This window comes from Stenotrophomonas sp. YJH_SMC_12-1 (genome assembly GCF_059370935.1).
On the sequence record NZ_JCAFUD010000012.1, the window covers coordinates 46,036 to 67,456 of the forward strand.

A 21,421-nucleotide genomic window follows, 5' to 3' on the forward strand; every position below is an offset into this window, starting at 1 on the left:
TTATAACCAAAGGTTGTTTAAGAAAGGTATCTGGTCATTTCCGGGCGTCATATGCCGGCGCTACGGTCAGCCGGCAGCCGCTGGCCTGAACAGCCAGCCCTCCCCTTCTGCCCGCCGGCGTCCGGCGCGGCCCTGTTTCCGGAGCGCTTCCATGGCCCTGTACGACTCCATCCTCGATACCGTCGGCAACACCCCCATCGTCAAGCTGCAGCGCCTGGCGCCGCCGCAGGTCAGCGTCTACGCCAAGGTCGAGTCGTTCAACCCGGGCGGCTCGGTCAAGGACCGCCTGGCGCTGGCGATCATCCTCGACGCCGAAGCACGTGGCCTGCTCAAGCCGGGCGACACCATCGTCGAAGCCACTTCTGGCAACACCGGCGTGGCGCTGGCGATGGTCGCCGCCGCGCGCGGCTACAAGTTCGTGGCGACCATGGTCGAGACCTTCTCGGTGGAGCGCCGCAAGCTGATGCGCGCCTATGGCGCCAAGGTGATCCTGACCCCAGCCGCCGAACGCGGCAGCGGCATGGTGCGCAAGGCGCGCGAACTGGCCGAGCAGCACGGCTGGTTCCTGGCCAGCCAGTTCGCCAACCCGGCCAATCCGGCGTATCACCGCAACACCACCGCCGCCGAAATCCTGCGCGACTTCGCCGGCAAGCGGCTGGACTACTTCGTCAGCGGCTGGGGCACGGGCGGCACGCTCACCGGCGTGGGCGAAGTGCTGAAGGTCGCGCGTCCGCAGACCCGCATCATCGCCACCGAGCCAGCCGGCGCCGCACTGCTGAAGGGCGATGACTGGAAGCCGCACAAGATCCAGGGCTGGACCCCGGACTTCGTGCCCGACGTGCTCAACCGTGATGTGGTGGATGAACTGGTGACGGTGGAAGATGACCGCGCGATCGCCACCGCGCGCCGACTGGCTGCGGAAGAAGGCATCTTCGTCGGCATCTCCGCCGGCGCTACCGTGGCCAGCGCACTGGATGTGGCCGCACGTGCCGAACCGGGTTCAGTGATCCTGGCGATGCTGCCGGACACCGGTGAACGCTACTTCTCCACGCCGCTGTTTGCCGACGTGAATGAGGGTTCCGACGACGACTGGCTGGCCGGCCTGCCGTGACACCCGGGCTCAGAGCCCTTTCCATCCGGAAAAGGCTCTGACCCCATCCTGTTGCATGCCCAGGGTCGGATCCCTTTTCCGCAGGGAAAGGGCTCCGACCCCCTTCTGCTTCAGCCTGCATGAAGGCGTCGCCCGCCATCGTGCGTGAAGGCCGTCGGATCGCAGCGCGTGAGACGGTCATGACGCAGTATCGATGCCCTGTCCCCTACCGTGGGAACAGCCGGCGCAGATGCTGCGCGGATCACCTCACAGGCAGGAGACGGACGCATGAAGATCGAAGTTTGGCAGGGCGACATCACGACCCTGGCGGTGGATGCGATCGTCAACGCGGCCAATGAAACGCTGCTCGGTGGTGGCGGTGTCGACGGCGCGATCCATCGTGCGGCCGGGCCCGCGTTGCTGGCCGAATGCGGGCAGCTGCCGGAGCTGCGCCCGGGCGTACGTTGCCCGACCGGCGAAGTGCGCGCTACCAGTGCTTACGCTTTGCCTGCACGCTACGTACTGCACACGGTGGGCCCGGTCTGGCACGACGGCCAGCGCGATGAACCGGCGTTGCTCGCCAACTGCTACTGGAAGTCGCTGCAGCTGGCCGAATCGCTGGGCGTGCAGTCGATCGCATTCCCAGCCATCAGCTGCGGCGTATACGGCTATCCGCTGTACCAGGCCGCGCAGATCGCAGTGACCGAAACACTGGCCTGGCAGCGCAGCCATGCGCAACCGATGCGCATCGTGCTGGTGGCGTTCAATACCGCTACGGCCAAGGCCTACCAGCAGGCGTTGAGTGCCGCCGGGCAAAGCGCCGACAGCGAACCGCGCGGGTCGATGCTGCCGCCCCTGGGTGACGCGGGTTTTGCCGCCGCGCATTGAATCGCGGCGCAGCGTGGAAAGGAAAAGGCCGGGCATTGCCCGGCCTTCTCAGTTGCACCGTTGATGTCATCCACGCATGGCGTGGATCACGCTCAACGACTGGCAGCTTCCACCGCAGCGGCGTCATCGGCCACGGCGGCTGCAGCGTCGGCAGCGGCACGTGCAGCCGAGGCGGCAGCACCCTCGGCGCTGGCCCCTTCCACCTGCACGCGCACCTCGACCATGCCTGCGCCATTGTTCAGGCTGGACACGTCGACGGTGTAATGACCGGCCGGCAGAGTCTCCTCCAGGCGCGAGTTGGTACCGTTGCCACCGTCGTCATCGGTCAGCTCGACATCGCCACCGACCACGCGCAGCACGGTATCGACCTGGCTGGAAATCGCATCCAGGCGCACGTCGGCCGGCCGGTCCAGGGTCAGCAGGAAGCGGCGACGGCCTTCGTTGTCCAGCATGGTGTACACGCTGCCCGACTTCGGCAGGGCGGTGCCATCGCGCTCGACCAGATTCCCCGGCAGTTCGATGCGGGAGGCAGACAGGGTGAACATGCCATTGACACCGCTGCCGAGGCCGCGCGCGGTCAGGGTGTACTTGCCCGGCTTCAGCGACAGGGTCAGCCGCGAGTTGGTGCTGTCGTTGCCATCGTCGTTTTCGGCTTCAACGCCCTGGCCCGACAGCTTCAGCACCGGATCGAAGACATCCGACACCAGGCGGATTTCGTACAGGCCGGCCTTGTCCACCTGCAGGGTGTAGTCCTGCGAGTCACTGGCCAGCATGTCCACGATTTCGCCACTGCCCGCCAACGGCTTGCCGTCGTAAGGTTTCAGCTTCTCGGCTCGCAGGCGATACGGACCAAAGGCGGTCGGGCCATCGGCATTGACCGCCACCTGGTAGGTGCCGCCGCCATTGGCACGGAACGCCAGCGAGACGTCGCCTTCGCGTTCGTAACCGGTGTTGCTGGTGGAAACAAGACTGCCGTTGTTGAACACGGCGATCGAGCCGCTGAGGGCACCAGTAAGTTTCAGGCCGACCAGATCCTTGTCTTCCAGCTTGATCTGGTAGAGCTGGTGATGGCTGCCATCATTGAAGTTGATGCCGCTGCGCGAGGTGATCTCGCCGGACACCGGCTTGTCGAAATCGAGCGACGCGGCCTTGCCTGCCTCTGCGCCGCCGCCGATACGGTTGCACCCGCCGGCGACCAGGACCGTGGCGACGGCCAGTGTGATTGCTGCCAAACGCATGTTGTTTCTCCTTGGCCTTCCATGTGGTTCCCGCGTACCGGCCGGGCACGCGGGGGCGGAAAAGATACCCGCAAAAGCAAACGCCGGCGTGATGCCGGCGCTGCCTTGTTCATCCAGCGATGGGACGGATCAACCGTTCCACTTGCCCAGCGCAGCCAGGCCGTTGTCCTTGGCACGCTCGTACACGGTCTTCTGGGCGGCTGCGTAGTTGCCCTTCATGTCCTTGGCCCACAGCTTCAGCGCGGCCTGCTGCATGGCGCGGCCGTAGGAGAAGCTCAGCGGCCACGGCAGGTTGCCCAGCTGGTTCATCGCGTTCAGGTGCTCGGTGGACTGCTCGTCGCTCTGGCCACCGGACAGGAACACCACGCCCGGCAGGATGGCCGGCACGGTGCTCTTCAGGCACATCACGGTCGACTCGGCCACTTCCTCGACGTCGGCCTGCTCATCGCAGTTCTTGCCGGAGATGACCATGGACGCCTTCAGGATGGTGCCTTCCAGCAGCACGTTCTGCTGGTACAGCGCGTCGAACAGCGAACGCAGGGTGGCTTCGGTGACTTCGTAGCAGGTCTCGATGTCGTGGTCGCCGTCCATGATCACTTCCGGCTCGACCATCGGCACCAGGCCGCATTCCTGGCACAGGGCGGCATAACGGGCCAGCGCATGGGCGTTGGACTCGATGCAGGTGCCCGACGGAATGCTCTCGCCGATGTTGATGACCGCACGCCACTTGGCGAAGCGCGCACCCAGCTTGTAGTACTCCTGCAGGCGCTCGCGCAGGCCGTCCAGGCCTTCGGTGACCAGCTCGCCCGGGCAGCCGGCCAGCGGGTGCGCACCCTTGTCCACCTTGATGCCCGGAATCATGCCGTGGTCGGCCATGTACTTGGCGAACGGCACGCCGTCCCTGGTCGACTGGCGGATGGTTTCGTCGTACAGGATGGCGCCGGAAATGTGCTCGTTGAGCTTCGGCGTGGTCAGCAGCAGCTCGCGGTAGGCACGACGGTTCTCCTCGGTGTTCTCGATACCGACGCCGGCGAAACGCTTGGCGATGGTAGCGGTGGATTCGTCGATCGCGATGATGCCCTTGCCCGGGGCGACCATGGCCTGGGCGGTTTCGGCCAGCTGTTCGATGCTCATGTATTTCCTGTGGCGGGTGCGGGAAAAACGTAAGTATAGCCCCGCTGCCCGTTGCCCCGGTGTCGAGGCCAGGATGGAAACGATTCCAATGTCCGCGCAGGACAAGGGATGTCCTGCGGCATGGGGTCAGAGCCTCTTTGGGAATCTGACCCCGGGTCGGATCCGCGCAGCGGCTCCGACCCAAGACCGACTGGGTTTACAGATCGCCCAGCCCAATGGCGCGGCCGTCTTCACCCACTTCCAGCAGGCGCAGGGTATTGGTGGCACCGTGGGTTTCCATGTGCTCGCCGCTGGTGAACACGACGCGGTCGCCGGCCTGCAGCAGTTCGGCTTCCACCAGCAGGCGGATGCTGCCGCGCGCGGCTTCGCGCGGGGTCAGGCCGCGGCTGTCGAAGTTGATCGGGAACACATCGCGCATCAGCGCCATCTGCCGGCGCGCGCCGTCATGGCGGGTCACCGCGAACACCGGCGCCTTGGCGCGGAAACGCGACAGGTAACGCGCGGTGCCACCGGACTCGGTCATTGCCACGATCGCGCGCACGCCCACGTGCTGGGACAGGAACATGGTGGCCATGGCAATGGCCTGGTCGGCACGCTCGAGGTTGCGCGGCGAAGCGTTGAAGTCGGTCTCGGTCTGGAACTGGCGCTCGGCCCCCAGGCAGATGCGCGCCATTGCTTCGACCGCCTTGACCGGCCAGGCACCTGCAGCGGTCTCGGCCGACAGCATCACCGCATCGGTGCCGTCGATGACCGAGTTGGCCACGTCCAGCACTTCGGCACGGGTCGGAATCGGGCTTTCCACCATCGACTGCAGCATCTGCGTGGCGGTGATCACCACCTTGTTCTGTGCCAGCGAGGCCTTGATGATCTTCTTCTGCAGGCCCGGCAGTTCGGCATCGCCGATCTCCACGCCAAGGTCGCCACGGGCGACCATCACCACGTCGCTGGCCTCGACGATTTCTTCCAGGTTCTCGATGGCCTCGGTGCGCTCGATCTTCGACACCAGCGCAGCATCACAGCCATGCGAGCGGGCGATGTCACGCGCATCGTTCATGTCCTGTGCGTTGCGGCAGAACGACACGGCGATGAAGTCGACACCGATCTTGGCGACGATGCCGATCAGTTCCTTGTCGCGCTCGGTCAGCGCGCCCAGCGAGAGGCCGCCGCCCTGCTTGTTCAGGCCCTTGCGGTCGGACAGCACACCGTCGTTCAGTACGGTATTGATGATGCGTTCGCCCTGCACCTCCACCACCTGCAGCTGCATCAGGCCGTCGTCGAGCAGCAGGACGTCGCCCGGACCCACGTCCTGCGGCAGGCCGAGGTAGCTCACACCCACCTGGGTGGCATCACCCGGGCCGGCGCTGATGCTGGCGATCAGGTCGAAGCGGTTGCCCGCCTTCAGCTGCACCTTGCCTTCTGCGAAGCGCTCGATGCGGATCTTCGGGCCCGGCAGGTCGGCCAGGATGCCCACTTCCACGCCGACGCGGGCGGCGGCGGCACGCACTTCGGCGGCACGCTTGGCCTGGCCGGACGGGTCACCATGGCTGAAGTTGAGGCGCACCACGTTGACGCCGGCGCGGAAAAGATCCTCCAGCACGCCCGGCGGATCAGTGGCCGGACCGAGGGTGGCAAGGATCTTGGTGCGACGCTGACGCTCGAACATGGTGAATGGGCCTCTCCCGATAAAGAACGGAAATTAGCACATCCTTCACGCCGCATGTATACGGTTACAGCCTTGTGCTGCCTGACTTCGCGGGTCATGGAACGGACATCACCCGGACATACGCTGGCGCAGGGTGTTCTGTAGAGCCGGGCCATGCCCGGCTGCACCGTGGGCCGCAATCAGCCGAGCGTGGGGCCAGCTCTCCAGGCGGGGTGGCTAGGCCAACAGCGTCGTCAGCTGTGCCGGCTCGCGAGCCAGCTGGCCCGCACCGGCTTCGGTCAGTTCGGCCTCACCGCCAAAGCCCCACAGCACGCCCACGCTGCGCAGGCCGTGGTGGCGTGCGCCCTCGATGTCCATGCGGCGGTCGCCGATCATCCAGCACTGTGCGGGCTGCAGCTGCAGGCGGCGCAGTGCCTCCCCGACCAGCTCGGGCTTGTGGCTGCGCGAGCCGTCCAGGGTCGAACCGACGATCTCCTCGAACAGCCCGCCAAACGGCAGGTGCGCAAGGATGCGGCGCGCATGCGGCTCGTTCTTGGCGGTGACCACCGCCAGGCGGTGGCCTCGGCCATGCAGCGTGCGCAGGGTGTCTTCCACCTGCGGGTACACCGTGTGTTCGCGCCAGCCTTCGGCGTCGAAGCGCTCGCGGTAATAGCCCACCGCCTGCTCCACCCGCGCTGGTTCGACGAACAGTGGCGTGAAGGTGGTACGCAGCGAAGGACCGATCCAGCCCAGCAGCGTCTCCTGCGGCGGCACCGGATGGTCCATCTTCAGCAGCGCATAGGCGATGCAGGCGGTGATGCCCACCTGCGAGTCGATCAGCGTGCCGTCCAGGTCGAAGAACAGGACATCCTTGCTGTGCCCGGCACTCATGCGCCGCGCGCGTCGAGTGCGGCCACCGCCGGCAGGGTCTTGCCCTCCAGGAACTCCAGGAACGCGCCGCCGCCGGTGGAGATGTAGCTGACCTGCTGGGCGATATCGAACTTGTCGACCGCCGCCAGGGTGTCGCCGCCACCGGCGATGGAGAACGCCCTGGAGCTGGCGATGGCGCGGGCCAGCGCTTCGGTGCCCTTGCTGAAGGCCTCGAACTCGAACACACCGACCGGGCCGTTCCAGACCACGGTACCGGCCTTGTCGATCAGCTGCGCGTACTGCGCCGCGGTCTGCGGGCCGATGTCCAGGATCAGATCATCTTCGGCAACGGCGTCGACTGCCTTCACCTGGGCGACCGCGTCGGGCATGAACTGCTTGGCGGTCACCACGTCCACCGGCAGCGGGATGTCGGCGCCGCGCGCCTTGGCATCGGCCACGATCTTCTTCGCGGTGTCCAGCAGGTCCGGCTCGTACAGCGACTTGCCGACGTTGTAGCCGGCGGCAGCGATGAAGGTGTTGGCGATGCCACCACCGACGATCAGCTGGTCGACCTTGCCGACCAGGTTGGCCAGCAGTTCCAGCTTGGTGCTGACCTTGCTGCCGGCGACGATGGCCAGCAGCGGCTTGGCCGGTGCATCCAGCGCCTGCGCCAGTGCGTCCAGTTCGGCCATCAGCAGCGGGCCACCGGCAGCAACCGGGGCGAAGCGGATGACACCGTGTGTGGAGGCCTGCGCACGGTGCGCGGTGCCGAAGGCGTCCATCACGAACACATCGCACAGGGCGGCGTACTTCTTCGACAGGGCTTCATCGTCCTTGCCCTCGCCGACGTTCATGCGGCAGTTTTCCAGCAGCACCAGCTGGCCCGGCTGGACCTCTACACCGTCGACCCAGTCGCGCACCAGCGGAACCTCGCGACCGAGCAGCTCGGACAGGCGCTGGGCCACCGGCGCCAGCGAATCGGCTTCGCTCCACACACCTTCCTTCGGGCGCCCCAGGTGCGAGGTGACCATCACCGCCGCGCCCTGCTCCAGCGCGCGCTTGAGCGTCGGCAGCGAAGCGGTGATGCGCTGTTCGGAAGTGATGCGGCCATTCTCGATCGGCACGTTCAGATCCTGGCGGATCAGCACGCGCTTGCCGGAGAGGTCGAGGTCGGTCATGCGGACGATGGACATGGGCAACTCTTTGGCTCGGGGACGGGATGCCGGAATGCGGCAGGCGGCCATTGTATCGGGTGCGGGTGGTGGGAGGGTCGATGCCTGCGGCAGGCAGAGGCGTAACTGCAACTGCAACTGCAACTGCAACTGCAGCAGCAACAGCACAGCCAGAGCCAAAGCGCTGGCGCTTCGTGGTGCCGTGAGTGGGCCGGGGCGGTGTGGGCTCGCGGGGGACGCCGTGAATCCATCCCTGGAGGCTCGGGCGCGCCATCCATGGCGCTTACGCCCCCGCGAGCCCAGACCACCCCGGCCTCGACAGGTTCATGAGGCGGAGCGGACGGCGAAAGCAAAGGCGGTTTCTGGTGTCGGAGGGAGATGGAAGGTTGAGCCGAGCTGATGCTCGGCTGGAGATCTCGTGGAGAGCAGCCGAGCGTGGGCCCGGCTCTAGAAAGAGCGCCCAGCCAAGCAGCTGTTGCTCTTCTTTTTTTCTTTCCGTGGGTGGACGCACACGGAAACTGTCAGAGGCCGGGCGGGTGGGCTGGGCAGGGGTATCCGCGCCATGGATGGCGCGGCTAAGCCTCCAGGGACGGATTCACGGCGTCCCCTGCCCAGCCCATCCGCTCGGCCCATCCCCGGGATCGCGCTTTGCAGCCACCCCCGAGGGGCTGCGCCGTTCGCTGGAACCTATTCCGAAGGCGCCGGCTTCTGCCGAAGCAGGCTGACCGCCAGGCCGCCAACAACCAACACACCCAGCCCCAGCAACGCCCACAGCAACCACGCCTTCCAATCGTGCTGCGGCTTCAGCGCCGCGTCACCGGCCAGCGGCTCCGGGCTGCCCTCCAGGCGCGCCAGCGTCGGCTGCCACGACGGATCATTGCGCTGCCGCAGTTCCTCGATCAACACACCGATCGGCGCTTCCATGCGGCGCGCGGTCGCGCTGCCCACTGCCAGTGCATACGGCGCTGCCCCCTGGCTCAGGAACACCAGTACTTCCGGCTGGTAGCCCAAGCGCAGGGTCGGTGCGGTCGCAGTTTCCGCCGGGTTCGCCACCAGCTTCCAGTAGCGGTCACGATGCACGCCCCCCAGCGGCTGGGCCGCTGATTGCTGGCGCTGGCCCTGCGCGCCCTGCTGCAGTTGGTACGCAATCCATGGCGCACTGCGGCGCTGCCATTCCGCACTCTCGTCATCGCGGCTGAACAACGTCCACTGCACCAGGCTGTTGTCGGTGCTGGTCACATCCGCGCGCGCTACCGGGAAACGGCCGTCGAGTTCGAAGGTGTATTCACCCTTGCCCTTCGAGGTCGGTTCCAGCGACAGCCACTCCCACGGCAGCGTGGCCGGCGCCGGCGGCAGCTCGGCCAGCACGCTGCGCAGCGTCGGCAGGCGCGTATCGCCCTGCGCCAGCACGCGCAGATAGCGCGCCTCGCCGTCCACCTGCAGGCGGCGCTGCAGCAGGCGCTTGCCAGCACGCTGCAGGTCGACCAGCGGGATGTCACGCCCGATCGGACGCCAGTGCTGCAGGTCGTCGCTGGCATCCAGCTGCACCTGCGCCTGCAACGGCTGTCCGCTGTCAGCCCAGTCCAGCACCAGTGCCGCCAACGGTTGCTGGCCGAGCACGCTGGCATCGATCAGCCAACCACCCTGCCCGTTCGCTGCCGCACCGCCGCTCACGCGTGCTTCGACGCGACGGACACGGCCATCGGTATCGCGCTCGGTCAGCAACTGCAGATCGTTGCGCTGTGCTTCGGCCAGCGGCGGCAGCGCGAACCACGGCAGCTCACGCTGCACCGGCGGCTGTGCCAGCGGCTGGTCCGGCGCCAGCAATGCCGATGGCAACGATTGGCCGGCGGCGTTGAACACCTGCAGGTCACCCAGGTCTGCGGCACCTGCACGGCGATAGATCGCCGGCTCCAGAACCACCCTGTACGCACCGGACTGTGCGCTGGACAGCGTCAACGGCCACTGCTCGGCGTACTGCGTGCGGTAGTCGGCGGCCTGCACCGCGACGGCGGCCAGCATGCCGAACATCGCCGGCAGCAGCGCCCTGCTCCACTTCCTCATTGTTTTTCCTCCACGGACGGCGCCGCGCTGGGCGGTGCCGGTGCCAGATAACCCACGACCGTGCACAGCAGGCCGTAGGCGATGAACGATGCGATGCCCAGCAGGTTGCCCAGGTGCTGGCGATCGACGATGACCAGCTTGGCCAGCACCACGCCCATCAGCACGGCACCGACCATCCACAACACGCGCTGGCCACGGCGCGATCCCCATACCCAGGCAATCACGCCAAGCACGCTCCACAGCACGGTCAGGCTGGTCTGCGCCAGGCTGGAACGCATCATCGACGCACTCCACGACAGGCCGCCCCACTGATGCACGCCATGCAGCACCACGCTGGTCAGCGCGACGAACGTTGCCAGTGACAGCAGCGGCATGCGGATTCCCGACAGGGTCTTCGGCGCCTGATCGCTGTACAGCCAGCGTGCAAGCAGCAACAGGCTCAGCCACTGTCCGAGCTCGGCCGGATTCAATACCGGCAGCCAGAGCAGCGGCGCAGCATCGCCCGGCAGCAGCTGTCCGAACAGCCAGCCGATCGACAACAGGCCGAACAGCACGCACTGCAGCGGCTGGCGCACGCGATCGAACGCTGCACCCAGCGGCCAGCGAAGCGCATTCCAGCGCCACAGCGACAGCGCCGCCATCAGCAGCCACGGCACCGTCACCAGCAACGTGGTCCAGCCCTGTGCCAGCCCGGCCTCGCCACCGCCCCACAGGGCCAGCAGCGAAAGCAGAGACGGCCACAACAGCCACCACAGGAACTGCGCGATGCGCGCCACGCTGTCGCCCCCCTGGCGCAGGCAGAGCAGCGTGCGCACGCCCATCACCGCGAACACCGCCCAGGCCAGCGCACCGTAGCCGGCGAATGGCTGATGGTGCGCGTCGCTCTGCATCAGCGCCAGCGGGAAGCCCAGCGCCAGCATGGCCAGCGCGGTCACGCCCAGTGCGCGTGCCGGCTGACGGCGCTGCATTTCGGCGGCCAGCCAGGCAGTGACGGCGGCCAGCACCAGCAACGCGTCCACTTCGGCGCGGTACGGGAAGAAGCGGGTGATCTCATGCACCATGCCGCCCAGCCACCACAGCAGGCCCCACAGGTAGTAGACCAGGGCGATCTCGTGGCGTGACCTGCGCTGGTAGCTCCAGGCCGACGCGAAGCCGGCCAGGGCCAGCAGCAGCGCCCCGATGGCAGTCGGATTGATCAGGAAACGCAGGTCCTCATGCCAGTGATCGCCACCGGCCACGAAGGCGAACGCAGCGCCCATCTGCAGCAGCGCGCCGGACACCTGCGGCAGCCAGCGCTTCTGGCGCAGGCCCAACCAGGCCAGTCCGGCGCCTTCCAGCGCGAAGACCGCGCCGGTGGCCCGCGCCGACAAGGCCAGCGGCACCGCCAGCGTGGCAAAGCCCACCGCCAGCACCGCGTGCGACTGCGCCAGCACGGTGTACGACGCGCGCCTGATCAACGCCCACGCCAGCGCCGCGTAGATCGCGGCCAGGCCCAGTGCGCACAGCGCCAGCGTCATCGGCTGCTGGTACAGCATCCCCGCCTGCAACGAGAACGCGACCAACGGCGTACCGAACACCAGGCTGCCATCGACCAGGTCACGCTGCCCGGCGGGCTGCCGGCGTGCGTAGAGCAACGGGATCAGCAGGTAGAAGGCGAAGAACAGCAGCAGGAACGGCTCGGTGCTGCTGAACTTGTCAGGCGCGTACTGCAGCACGCCCCAGAACGTGCCGATACCGAAGGTGAAGGCGAAGCCCAGCAGGTTCAGCGCGCGCCACGGTCGGAACCAGGCAATGGCGAAGATGCCGGCGTTGAGCACGGCGTAGTAGCTGAACAACCCCACGTGGTTGCCGCTGCCGGTGGACAGCCACAGCGGTGCCATGAAGCCGGCGAGGATGCCCAGCACCGCCAGCGTACGCGAGTTCTGCACCACCGCCAGCACGCACAGCGCGGCCACCAGTGCAATGGAGCTGACGAAGGCGAAGCCCGGCGGAATCAGCTCGAAACGCTTGAAGGCCGCGAAGATGGTCAACAGCAGCACGCCGATGGCACCGCCCTGCAAGGCCAGCGCAAACAGGCGCCGGCGCTCGCGCTGGTGCCAGCCGAACGCCAGCAGGCCCAGTGCACCGACGGTGACACCGGCCAGGCGCAGCTCGATCGGCAGCACCAGCCAGCCCTGGTCGCTGACGTACTTCAGCAGCGCAGCGACACCGGCCAGCAGCACCAGCATGCCGATCTTCACCGGCACGTTGCCCTCGGTGAACCAGCGCTTGACCGCGCCACTGCCGCGCTCGATGAAGTTCGGCAGCGCCGGTCCGGAAGGCAACGGTGGCTGCATCGGCGCGGGTGGCACCGGCGGTGGTGCGATCGGGCGCGGCGCCTCCGTTGCCGCAGGCACCGCTTCGCGCACCGGCGTTGGCTGAGGCGGAGGCGGAGGCGGAGGCGGAGGCGGTGCAGCAGCCGCCACCGGCCGCAGGAACGGTGGATCGGCACTGGCCACAGGGGGGGCCGCAGGCCGTTCAGGCGCGTGCATGGCGGCGACCGGCGCGGCAGCCATGGCGCTTTCCAGCGCGGCGACGCGGCGGCGCAGGCCGGCAATCATCACCAGCGCCACCACCAGCAGCAGCGGGATGGCCAGCAGGACCAGTACGACCAGGGCAATCAGTGCTTCCATTGCGTGCTTCCATAGCGTTCCCGCGCCCCAGCGGCAGCGGTCGACCGGCCCATGCTACGACAGGGCCGGCCCCATAAACGACGAACCCCGGCCAGGCCGGGGTCCGTGTGCGATCTTCGCCGGCCTTACTTGGCGGCGATGACCTTGGCCATTTCCAGGCACTTGTTCGAGTAGCCCCACTCGTTGTCGTACCAGGTGACCAGCTTGACGAAGGTGCCGTCCAGGGCGATGCCAGCGTCGGCGTCGAACACCGAAGTGCAGGTTTCGCCGCGGAAATCGGTGGCCACCACCTTGTCTTCGGTGTAGCCCAGGATGCCCTTCAGCGGGCCTTCGCTCTGTGCCTTCACTTCCGCGCAGATCTCGGCGTAGGTGGCTTCCTTTTCCAGTTCGACGGTCAGGTCGACCACCGACACGTCAGAGGTCGGGACGCGGAAGCTCATGCCGGTCAGCTTCTTGTTCAGTTCCGGGATGACCACGCCGACGGCCTTGGCCGCACCGGTGGACGACGGGATGATGTTCTCCAGGATGCCACGGCCACCGCGCCAGTCCTTGTTGGACGGGCCATCGACGGTCTTCTGGGTGGCGGTTGCCGCATGCACGGTGGTCATCAGGCCGCGTTTGATGCCCCACTTGTCATTGATGACCTTGGCCAGCGGGGCCAGGCAGTTGGTGGTGCACGAGGCGTTGGAAATGATCGCCTGGCCGGCGTAGGTCTTGTCGTTCACGCCGTAGACGAACATCGGCGTGTCGTCCTTCGACGGCGCCGACATGATGACCTTCCTGGCGCCGGCATCGATGTGCTTCTGCGCGGTTTCCTTGGTCAGGAACAGGCCGGTGGCTTCCAGCACCACGTCGGCACCGACTTCATCCCACTTCAGGTTGGCCGGGTCGCGTTCCTGGGTCAGGCGGATCTTCTTGCCGTTGACCAGCAGGTCGTTGCCCTGCACTGCCACGTCGGCCTTGAAGCGGCCGTGCACGGAGTCGTACTTGAGCATGTACGCCAGGTAGTCCGGCTCCAGCAGATCGTTGATGGCCACGATTTCGATGTCGTCGCCGAAGTTCAGCACCGCCGAGCGCAGGACGTTACGCCCGATGCGACCGAAACCGTTGATACCAACCTTGATTGCCATTTCTCAAGCTCCTGCGGCCGCTACGGGTGCGGCGGGATGGATAGGGCCCACAAGTCTAGCAAACCGGGGCTGGCCACCGTGGGCCAGCGCCCGGGCCAGAGGGCCGGCGGACAGGATTTGATCCGGATCAAAGCGTTAGCACGGCGTGAGGCCGAGACTGTCGCCATCCACCCAGCAACGAGATCACCCCCATGCGCAAGACCTCCCCCCTGATCCTGGCCGGCCTGGCCGCCGCCCTGTCCCTCGCCGCCGCCCCGGCCATGGCCCAGTCCAAGGGCGACTGGACCGTCTCGGCCGGCGTCCACCAGGTGGCGCCGAAGTCGAACAACGGCTGGCTGGCCGGCCACACGCTGAAGGTCGACGTCGACAACGACGTCAAGCCGACCATCACCGGCGAGTACTTCATTGCCGACAACCTGGGCATCGAAGTGCTGGCCGCGCTGCCGTTCAAGCACGACATCAACATCAATGGCCTCGGCCGCGTCGGCAGCACCAAGCAGTTGCCGCCGGTGGTGACCCTGCAGTACCACTTCAACAGCAAGGGCAAGGTCTCGCCGTTCGTCGGCGCGGGCGTGAACTACACGACCTTCTTCAGCGAAGACACCACCGGTGCGCTGGCCGGCAGCAAGCTGAAGCTGCAGGATTCGTGGGGTCTGGCCGCGCATGCGGGCATCGACTTCGCGATCGGCGAGAAGGGCGCCCTGCGTGTGGACATGCGCTGGATCGACATCGACAGTAAGGTGAAGTTGAACGGCGAGAAGATCGGCACGGTCAACATCGATCCGCTGGTCTACGGCGCTTCGTACGTCTTCAAGTTCTAAGCGGTGTGTTGGGCGCGGGGGCTTCGCCCCCGCTCCCCCGCCATACGCAAAACCCTCGCAGCATGTTGCCCCGGTGATTGCCGGGGCTTTTTTTGTGCCTGGGACTGAAGCGGTTCCGGAGCTGGGGCAAGGCGGGGAGCAGAGCCGGGACACGCCGCCCCTCCCGCTGCGCTCCCGCTTCGGAACAGGAACGCGCCGCTCTTCAATCCACCTACACCGCTAGAATGTGCGCATGAAAGCCCTGCATTCCCTGTTCCTCGCCGCCGCCCTGGCGCCGGTCCTGCTGTCCGCTTCCGCCCCCGCCCATGCCTGGGGCGCACAAGGCCACCGCCTTGTCGCCGAAGTCGCCGACGCCCGTCTCAACCCCGCTGCCCGCGCAGAAGTGGACCGCCTGCTGGCCACCGAACCGGACGCCACGCTGGCCAGCATCGCCCCGTGGGCCGACCAGCTGCGTGCCAAGGATCCGGGCCTGGGCCGTCGCTCGGCCGGCTGGCACTACGTCAACATCGCCGAAGACAATTGCCATTACGAAGCACCGAAGCACTGCAGGAACGGCAACTGCATTGTCGAGGCGCTGAAAGCACAGAGCGCCATCCTCGGCGACCGCAGCCTGACCGATGGCGAGCGCCTGCAGGCGCTGAAGTTCGTCGTGCACCTGGTCGGCGACATCCATCAGCCGATGCACGCCGGTTACGCGCACGACAAGGGCGGCAACGATTTCCAGCTGCAGTTCGGCAACCGCGGTACCAACCTGCACTCGCTGTGGGACAGCGGCATGCTCAACACCCGCAAGCTGGACGACGCGGGCTACCTGCCGCTGCTGCAGAGCCAGCGCGCGCCGAAGCTGGCGCGCCAGTCCAACCCGCAGCGCGACCCGCAGACGTGGGCCGAGGCCAGCTGCCGCATTTCCATGCAAGCTGGCGTTTATCCGGCCACGCGTAAAATCGGTGACGAATACACCGAGCGCTACCGGCCGCTGGCCGAAGCGCAGCTGCGACTAGCCGGTGAAAACCTGGCGCAGTTGCTGAACCGCGTGCTCGGCGCGCGCTGAGGAGGGTTCCAATGTCAGTCCAGGTGCAGTCGTTCTTCCACCGTGACAGCAATACCTTCAGCTACCTGGTCAGCGACCCGGCCAGTAGCGAGGCAGCGCTGATCGACCCGGTCCTGGACTACGACCCGGATACCGACGCCAGCAGTGAAGCGCCGCTGCATGCCGCGTTGCAGGCCATCGAGCAACACGGCCTGCAGCTGCGCTGGCTGCTGGAAACCCATGCCCACGCTGACCATGTGTCGGCCGGGCGGCGCCTGAAGCATCGGTTCCCGCAGGCCACGCTGGCCATCGGCGAAGGCATCCGCGCGGTACAGGCAACGTTTGCACCACGCTATGGCCTGCAGCTTCCTGCCGCAGATGAAATCTTCGATCACCTGTTCAGCGACGGCGAAACCTTCGCTCTGGGCGAACTGCGCTGCCAGGTGATCGCCGTGCCCGGCCATACCAGCGACAGCATCGCCTACCTGATCGACGATGCGCTGTTCACCGGTGACTCGCTGTTCATGCCCGATGGCGGCACCGCCCGCTGTGACTTCCCGGGTGGTGATGCCGCGCAGCTGTACCGCTCGATCCAGCGCCTGCTGGCCCTGCCCGATGCAACGCGCGTGTTCGTCTGTCACGACTACGGCCCGGGTGGACGCAGTTTCGCCAACGAAACCACCATCGGCGAACAGCGCGCGCACAACATCCACGTGCATGACGGCGTAGCCGAGGCGGAGTTCGTCAGCGTGCGACAGGCCCGTGATGCCATGCTGGAAGAACCGAAACTGATGCAGCCCGCAGTGAAGGCCAACATCCAGGGCGGGGCCTGATCGACGCCGCTGTACTGGCCGGGCATGGCCCGGCGCCACCCGGCATCACGCGCGATCATTTTCCCTGCGTACGGACCGTCTGCCGGCCCTTCACGACCTCGAAGGTGAAGGCGTACTGCAGGGTGACGGCCACCGGTTCGACCCGCTCGGCACTGCGGCAGTCGCCGCGATCTGCCGGCACTTTACCTGCCGCGAAGTGGCAGACTGCGGCAGACGAGTACTTCCACATGGCAACCGCCTCCTGCGCTGCCTGCAGCAAGGGCGCATTCTCCGGTGCCTCACCCGCACTGCATTCGCTGCGGTCGGTCAGCGGGATGCTGCGCTCAACGCTGCCCTGCGCATCCACCACCACCTGCAGGCAGACCGTAGTCGGCGGCAGCGAGGTGCGTGGATCACGCTCGCCCACTACCGGGTCCGGTGCCGTATGCAGTTGTGGCATGCGGTAGCCTTCGCTGGCGGCCAGTGCGTAGGGCTGGATCTGGCCGGTCCCTCCCCCCGCATCGGGTCGCAGGCGCTGGTGACCGACATTCTCGCTGCGGGTATCGGCCGTGGTCAGGCGATCCTGGGTTGCACATCCCGCCAGCAGCACGGCCATCATCAGCAGCGGCGCTCGCTTCACTTCGTGTCCTCGGTGTCATCCATGGCGTAGGTAATCGGGACGCGCACGGCACCGGCCACCGGCTTGCCGTTCTTCACTGCGGGCCGATAGCTCCAGCTGCGCGCCGCAGCAATCGAGACAGCATCGAACACCCCCGGATTGGTGGCGCTGAGCACCTGGACGTCGGTGGGATGGCCTTGGGCGTCCACTTCCACGCGCAGGTTCACCACGCCCACCTGGCGCTGCTCGACCGCAGATTTCGGATAGGACGGTGGCGGCATCTTGTCGACCTGGATCTCCCGGTCCATGACGGACCCTGCCGCGCCTCCCGCGCCTCCGCCCTGGCTGGCCCACGCCACCGCTCCCATTCCCAGGCACACCCCGACCACCAGTACCTGTCCCGACACCCACGGCAATGCCTTCCGCTTGGACTGCTTCAACATGGCGATGCGCTCCTTCAACACGGGTTGGCTGCGCCAATGGCAGACCGCGGGCGCAACCGGTTGGACCAGCTGCGCCTTCAGCAGCGTGCTGGCGTAGAGGCCGCGCAGCGCAGGCTGCGGGCCGATGGTGCGGGCATCGCAGGCCAGTTCCTGGTCGCGCAGGAAGCGGCGTGCGGCCCAGGGCAGCAACGGGTGGAACCAGAACACCGCGCGCACCAGCAGCAGCGCGCCGTTGGCCCAGTGGTCGCCATTGCGACGGTGGCTGCGTTCGTGCTGCAGGATCAGGTGCTGTTCCTGTGCACTGAAGTGCTGGTCGAAGTCAGGGCCGACCACGATGCGCGGCCGCCACAGGCCAACCAGCGCTGGCAGGCCCGGGTCGCCGCTCGCCTGCCAGCTACCATCGGTGCGCGGCGTCAGTGGACCCATGCTCCGTTCGAAACGGCGCTGCGCACGCAGGTCGCGCAGCAGGCAGAGGCCCATGCCCACGGCCCAGAATGCCAGCAACAACCCGGCCCATGGCAAGGACTGGCCGGCCGCGCCATCAATGGCACCGGGCAGCACTTTCAGCGGCAGCGTGGGTACCTGCTGCAACAACGCAACCTGCGGCAACGGCAGCATCAGTGCCACCAGCAGCATCGGCAGCAGCCACCAGCTGCGGTATGCCAGACCAGCGCCCCCCAATCGCACCAGCAGCGGCCGCATCACCGCCAGCAGGACCGCGCCCACCGCCAACCACAGGCTGGCCTGCCACACTCCGTTGAGCAGCTCAGTCATGGTCCAGCTCCTGGATCAGTTTCTTCAGTTCGGCGATGTCCTGCGCACTCAACTGGCCGCGTTCGCTGAAGTGCGCGACCAACGGCGCAACGCGCCCTTCAAAGACACGGCCGATGAAGTCCTGGCTCTGCGCCTCCACCCACGCCTGGCGCTGCAGCAGCGGCCGGTACAGGTAGCGCCGGCCATCACGTTCGGCAGCAATCGCGCCCTTGGTCAGCAGACGATTGAGCAGGGTCTTGATGGTCGGTTCGGCCCAGTCGCGGTGGGCCAGTGCGGCTACCACTTCATCGGCGCTACGCGGTGCCTGCTGCCACAGCACCTCCATCACAACGGCTTCGGCTTCGCTGATCGGGGTCATGGTTTACATCCGTAATCGACGCAACGATTACGCGCGTAATCGAATCGTCTGTCAAGCCCCTCGACTCCAGGTTCATCCCGGCTGCGCCAGCATCGATGCCTCCCGCTCCAGGCCCCGGATGAAAGCGCTGCCCAAGAAGGATTTCCCGGTCGAGCAGGCCCGCCGCTTCCTCGAACCTGGCCCGATCGTGCTGGTCAGTACCGCCTGGCGTGGCCAGCGCAACCTGATGACGATGGGCTGGCACATGGTGATGGGCTTCTCGCCGTCATTGGTCGCCACCTACCTGTGGGACGCGAACCACAGCCACGCGCTGGCCCGTGGCAGCGGCGAGTGCGTGATCAATGTGCCGGGCGTGGAACTGCTCGACACCGTGGTGGACATCGGCAACTGCAGCGGCCGCGAGGTCGACAAGTTCGCCCGTTTCGAGCTCGATGCGCTGCCCGCGCGCGAGGTCGGCGCGCCGCTGGTCGGCCAATGTCATTCGAGCTTCGAATGCCGACTCTACGACGACAGCCAGGTGCAGTCGAGCAACCTGTTCATCTGGGAAATCGTGCGCGCCCACGTCGCGCCCCGGCCGAAACTGCCGCGCACGGTGCATTACCGGGGCGATGGCCAGTTCATGGTGTCCGGTGCCGAAGTCTCGCGTCGACGGCGGTTCAAGCCCGACATGCTGTAATGCCAGCACTCCCCCACACGCAGGACCGCCGCGCATGACCGAACACCTCACCGACCTGGACGCCGCCGTCGACTGGTTGTTTGCGCGCGTGGACGGGCCGCTGCGGATCGGGGCACCGCTGGCACTGGGCAAGCCGCATCGGCTGCTCAATGCCCTTTATGCACGCGTCGAGCACGATCCGTCGCGACCGCTGCAGCTGTATACCGCGCTGTCGCTGAACCCGCCGAAGGCGCGCGGCAACGGCCTGGAAGCGCGCTTCATGGCGCCGTTCGCGCAGCGCCATTTCGGCGACGATTTCCCGCGCCTGGCCTATGCCGATGCGATCGCGCGCGATGCGCTGCCGGCACATGTGCAAGTGGAAGAGTTCTACATGCAGTCCGGCGCCCTGCTCGGTTCGCGCCAGGCGCAATCCAGCTATACCAGCCTGAACTACACCCACGCCGCCGATGCGGTCGCGCAGCGCGCGCCGCAGGTGATCGTGCAGAAGGTGGCGATGCGGCCGAACGATCGCCGGCTTTCGCTGTCGTGCAACAACGACATCACCCAGGACACGCTGGATGCGATGACCGCGCGCGGGCTGCCGCGCCCGTTGCTGATCGCCGAGATCGATCCGCAGCTGCCTTACATGGGCGGCTCGGCCACGGTCGATGTGTCGTTCTTCGATCTGGTGATCACCCCGCCACCGCCGTACCCGGCGCTGTTCGGGCTGCCGCGGCAGCCGGTGGGCGATGCCGACTACGCCATCGGCCTGTACGCCAGCACGCTGGTGCGCGACGGCGGCACCCTGCAGATCGGCATCGGCACGCTGGCCGACGCCCTCAGCCATGCGCTGGTGCTGCGCCACACCGACAACGCGCGCTACCGCCGCGTGCTGCATGCGCTGGATCCACAGCTGGCCAGCCATCCGCTGGTGAAGGAGATCGGCGGACTGGATCCGTTCGAGGTGGGCCTGTACGGCTGCAGCGAGATGCTCAACGAAGGCTTCCGCCGGCTGGTGCAGACCGGGGTGATCAAGCGCAAGGTGCACGACGACCTGGCGCTGATGCAGCGCATCGAGAACGGCAGCACGCTGTCCATCGACCACGCCACCCTGGCGGCCGAGGGCGAGTACCTGCACGGCGCGTTCTACCTGGGCTCGCCGGAGTTCTACGAGTGGCTGCGCACGCTGCCGGAAGACGAATGCCGTGCGATCGGCATGCGCCGCATCAGCGAAATCAACCAGCTGTATGGCGGCAACGAGACGCTGGAGCGCCTGCAACGCCGCCATGCGCGCTTCTTCAACTCCTGCATGATGGCCACTGCACTGGGCGCGGCCGTGTCGGATGCGCTGGACGACGGACGTGTGGTGTCCGGCGTGGGTGGCCAGTACAACTTCGTGGCGATGGCACATGCCCTGCCGGAAGCGCGCAGCGTCTTGATGTTCCGCGCGGCGCGCGATGACAAGGGCCAGCGCGAATCCAACGTGCGCTGGAACTACGGGCACACCACCATCCCCCGCCACCTGCGCGACATCTACCTCAACGAATACGGCATCGCCGATCTGCGCGGCCTGACCGACGAGGACTGCGTGCATGCGATGACTGCGATCACCGAAGCCCCGTTCCAGAGCGGCCTGCTGCAGCAGGCGCAGGCCTCGCGCAAGCTGCTGGCAGCCACGCAACCGGATCCGGAGCGCCAGCAGCGCAACACGCCACAGGCGCTGGCGGCGGCGCTGGCACCGTTCCGCGCCGACGGCAGCCTGCCGGACTATCCGCTGGGCAGCGACTTCAACGAGATCGAGCAGGTGCTGGTGAAGGCGCTGGGTTGGCTGAAGGCCAACACGCAGACCCGCGGCGACAAGCTGCGCACGGTCTGGGCGGCTCTGCGGCAACCGGCCGGCGACGGCGATGCGGTGTACCTGCAGCGCATGGGTCTACAGGCCCCGAAGGACTTCGCCGAGCGCCTGGACGCGCGACTGCTGCGGCTGGCGCTGGCGCGTACCGCCTGAG

At 67.0% G+C, this 21,421-nt stretch carries 18 protein-coding genes; 7 read left to right on the top strand and 11 right to left on the bottom strand.

The annotated features are described in order from the left end of the window. The first annotated feature begins 151 nt into the window (after positions 1 to 151). Both cysK and AC5P8Y_RS18885 read left to right on the top strand, forming a co-directional pair. On the top strand, positions 152 to 1,111 hold the full coding sequence (cysK, locus tag AC5P8Y_RS18880) for a cysteine synthase A (protein ID WP_012481123.1): 960 nt from the start codon (positions 152 to 154) through the stop codon (positions 1,109 to 1,111). Between the two features lie 267 nt (positions 1,112 to 1,378). Continuing rightward, the gene (locus AC5P8Y_RS18885) at positions 1,379 to 1,978 is read left to right on the top strand and encodes an O-acetyl-ADP-ribose deacetylase (protein WP_049404060.1); all 600 of its coding nucleotides are present in this window, start codon (positions 1,379 to 1,381) and stop codon (positions 1,976 to 1,978) included. A gap of 92 nt (positions 1,979 to 2,070) precedes the next feature. Here AC5P8Y_RS18885 and AC5P8Y_RS18890 read toward each other — a convergent pair whose 3' ends face one another. The 8 genes from AC5P8Y_RS18890 to gap all read right to left on the bottom strand — a co-directional run bounded on the left by AC5P8Y_RS18890 (position 2,071) and on the right by gap (position 13,900). Next, positions 2,071 to 3,216 carry a hypothetical protein gene (locus tag AC5P8Y_RS18890; RefSeq protein ID WP_033834920.1) on the bottom strand — a complete coding sequence of 382 codons (1,146 nt, stop codon included), beginning with the start codon at positions 3,214 to 3,216 and terminating at the stop codon, positions 2,071 to 2,073. Positions 3,217 to 3,345: 129 nt separating this feature from the next. Continuing rightward, positions 3,346 to 4,350, bottom strand: coding sequence for a class I fructose-bisphosphate aldolase (locus AC5P8Y_RS18895; protein ID WP_005410832.1), 1,005 nt, complete (start codon positions 4,348 to 4,350; stop codon positions 3,346 to 3,348). Positions 4,351 to 4,546: 196 nt separating this feature from the next. Then, entirely contained in the window at positions 4,547 to 6,013 is a 1,467-nt protein-coding gene (gene pyk / locus AC5P8Y_RS18900) for a pyruvate kinase (protein ID WP_049432700.1), read from the bottom strand. A gap of 216 nt (positions 6,014 to 6,229) precedes the next feature. Then, positions 6,230 to 6,883 carry an HAD hydrolase-like protein gene (locus tag AC5P8Y_RS18905; protein WP_111109100.1) on the bottom strand — a complete coding sequence of 218 codons (654 nt, stop codon included), beginning with the start codon at positions 6,881 to 6,883 and terminating at the stop codon, positions 6,230 to 6,232. Beyond that, the gene (locus AC5P8Y_RS18910) at positions 6,880 to 8,055 is read right to left on the bottom strand and encodes a phosphoglycerate kinase (RefSeq protein WP_049432698.1); all 1,176 of its coding nucleotides are present in this window, start codon (positions 8,053 to 8,055) and stop codon (positions 6,880 to 6,882) included. Before AC5P8Y_RS18910 ends, AC5P8Y_RS18905 begins: the two co-directional genes overlap by 4 nt. Positions 8,056 to 8,721: 666 nt before the next feature. Continuing rightward, positions 8,722 to 10,098: a DUF3999 domain-containing protein gene (locus tag AC5P8Y_RS18915; protein WP_033834922.1), complete on the bottom strand. Its 1,377-nt coding sequence runs from the start codon at positions 10,096 to 10,098 to the stop codon at positions 8,722 to 8,724. After that, positions 10,095 to 12,770: a DUF2339 domain-containing protein gene (locus tag AC5P8Y_RS18920; RefSeq protein ID WP_288468555.1), complete on the bottom strand. Its 2,676-nt coding sequence runs from the start codon at positions 12,768 to 12,770 to the stop codon at positions 10,095 to 10,097. Before AC5P8Y_RS18920 ends, AC5P8Y_RS18915 begins: the two co-directional genes overlap by 4 nt. Before the next feature lie 125 nt (positions 12,771 to 12,895). Then, a complete protein-coding gene (gene gap, locus AC5P8Y_RS18925) occupies positions 12,896 to 13,900 on the bottom strand; it encodes a type I glyceraldehyde-3-phosphate dehydrogenase (RefSeq protein ID WP_005410838.1) in 1,005 nt (334 codons plus the stop codon). 191 nt (positions 13,901 to 14,091) lie between these two features. Between gap and AC5P8Y_RS18930 the strand changes: the two genes are divergently transcribed. The 3 genes from AC5P8Y_RS18930 to AC5P8Y_RS18940 all read left to right on the top strand — a co-directional run bounded on the left by AC5P8Y_RS18930 (position 14,092) and on the right by AC5P8Y_RS18940 (position 16,584). Further along, entirely contained in the window at positions 14,092 to 14,721 is a 630-nt protein-coding gene (locus tag AC5P8Y_RS18930; protein WP_005410839.1) for an OmpW/AlkL family protein, read from the top strand. A gap of 232 nt (positions 14,722 to 14,953) precedes the next feature. Further along, positions 14,954 to 15,772 carry a S1/P1 nuclease gene (locus AC5P8Y_RS18935; RefSeq protein ID WP_111109000.1) on the top strand — a complete coding sequence of 273 codons (819 nt, stop codon included), beginning with the start codon at positions 14,954 to 14,956 and terminating at the stop codon, positions 15,770 to 15,772. An 11-nt stretch (positions 15,773 to 15,783) separates the two neighbouring features. Next, entirely contained in the window at positions 15,784 to 16,584 is an 801-nt protein-coding gene (locus AC5P8Y_RS18940; RefSeq protein ID WP_322535007.1) for an MBL fold metallo-hydrolase, read from the top strand. A gap of 55 nt (positions 16,585 to 16,639) precedes the next feature. Here AC5P8Y_RS18940 and AC5P8Y_RS18945 read toward each other — a convergent pair whose 3' ends face one another. From AC5P8Y_RS18945 to AC5P8Y_RS18955, 3 genes are read right to left on the bottom strand one after another with little or no spacing between them, the layout of a single operon-like run. Next, positions 16,640 to 17,203: a hypothetical protein gene (locus tag AC5P8Y_RS18945; protein ID WP_024958475.1), complete on the bottom strand. Its 564-nt coding sequence runs from the start codon at positions 17,201 to 17,203 to the stop codon at positions 16,640 to 16,642. Next, complete coding sequence (locus tag AC5P8Y_RS18950) at positions 17,200 to 18,399, bottom strand: M56 family metallopeptidase (protein WP_049404053.1); 1,200 nt, start codon at positions 18,397 to 18,399, stop codon at positions 17,200 to 17,202. Before AC5P8Y_RS18950 ends, AC5P8Y_RS18945 begins: the two co-directional genes overlap by 4 nt. Next, positions 18,392 to 18,757 carry a BlaI/MecI/CopY family transcriptional regulator gene (locus tag AC5P8Y_RS18955; protein WP_012481135.1) on the bottom strand — a complete coding sequence of 122 codons (366 nt, stop codon included), beginning with the start codon at positions 18,755 to 18,757 and terminating at the stop codon, positions 18,392 to 18,394. Before AC5P8Y_RS18955 ends, AC5P8Y_RS18950 begins: the two co-directional genes overlap by 8 nt. A gap of 118 nt (positions 18,758 to 18,875) precedes the next feature. Between AC5P8Y_RS18955 and AC5P8Y_RS18960 the strand changes: the two genes are divergently transcribed. Together AC5P8Y_RS18960 and AC5P8Y_RS18965 are read left to right on the top strand one after the other, a co-directional pair. Beyond that, positions 18,876 to 19,433 (top strand): flavin reductase family protein, encoded by a 558-nt coding sequence (locus AC5P8Y_RS18960; RefSeq protein ID WP_049404050.1) that lies wholly within the window; start codon positions 18,876 to 18,878, stop codon positions 19,431 to 19,433. Positions 19,434 to 19,467: 34 nt separating this feature from the next. After that, positions 19,468 to 21,420 (top strand): acetyl-CoA hydrolase/transferase C-terminal domain-containing protein, encoded by a 1,953-nt coding sequence (locus AC5P8Y_RS18965; protein WP_049404048.1) that lies wholly within the window; start codon positions 19,468 to 19,470, stop codon positions 21,418 to 21,420. Position 21,421: the final 1 nt, after the last annotated feature.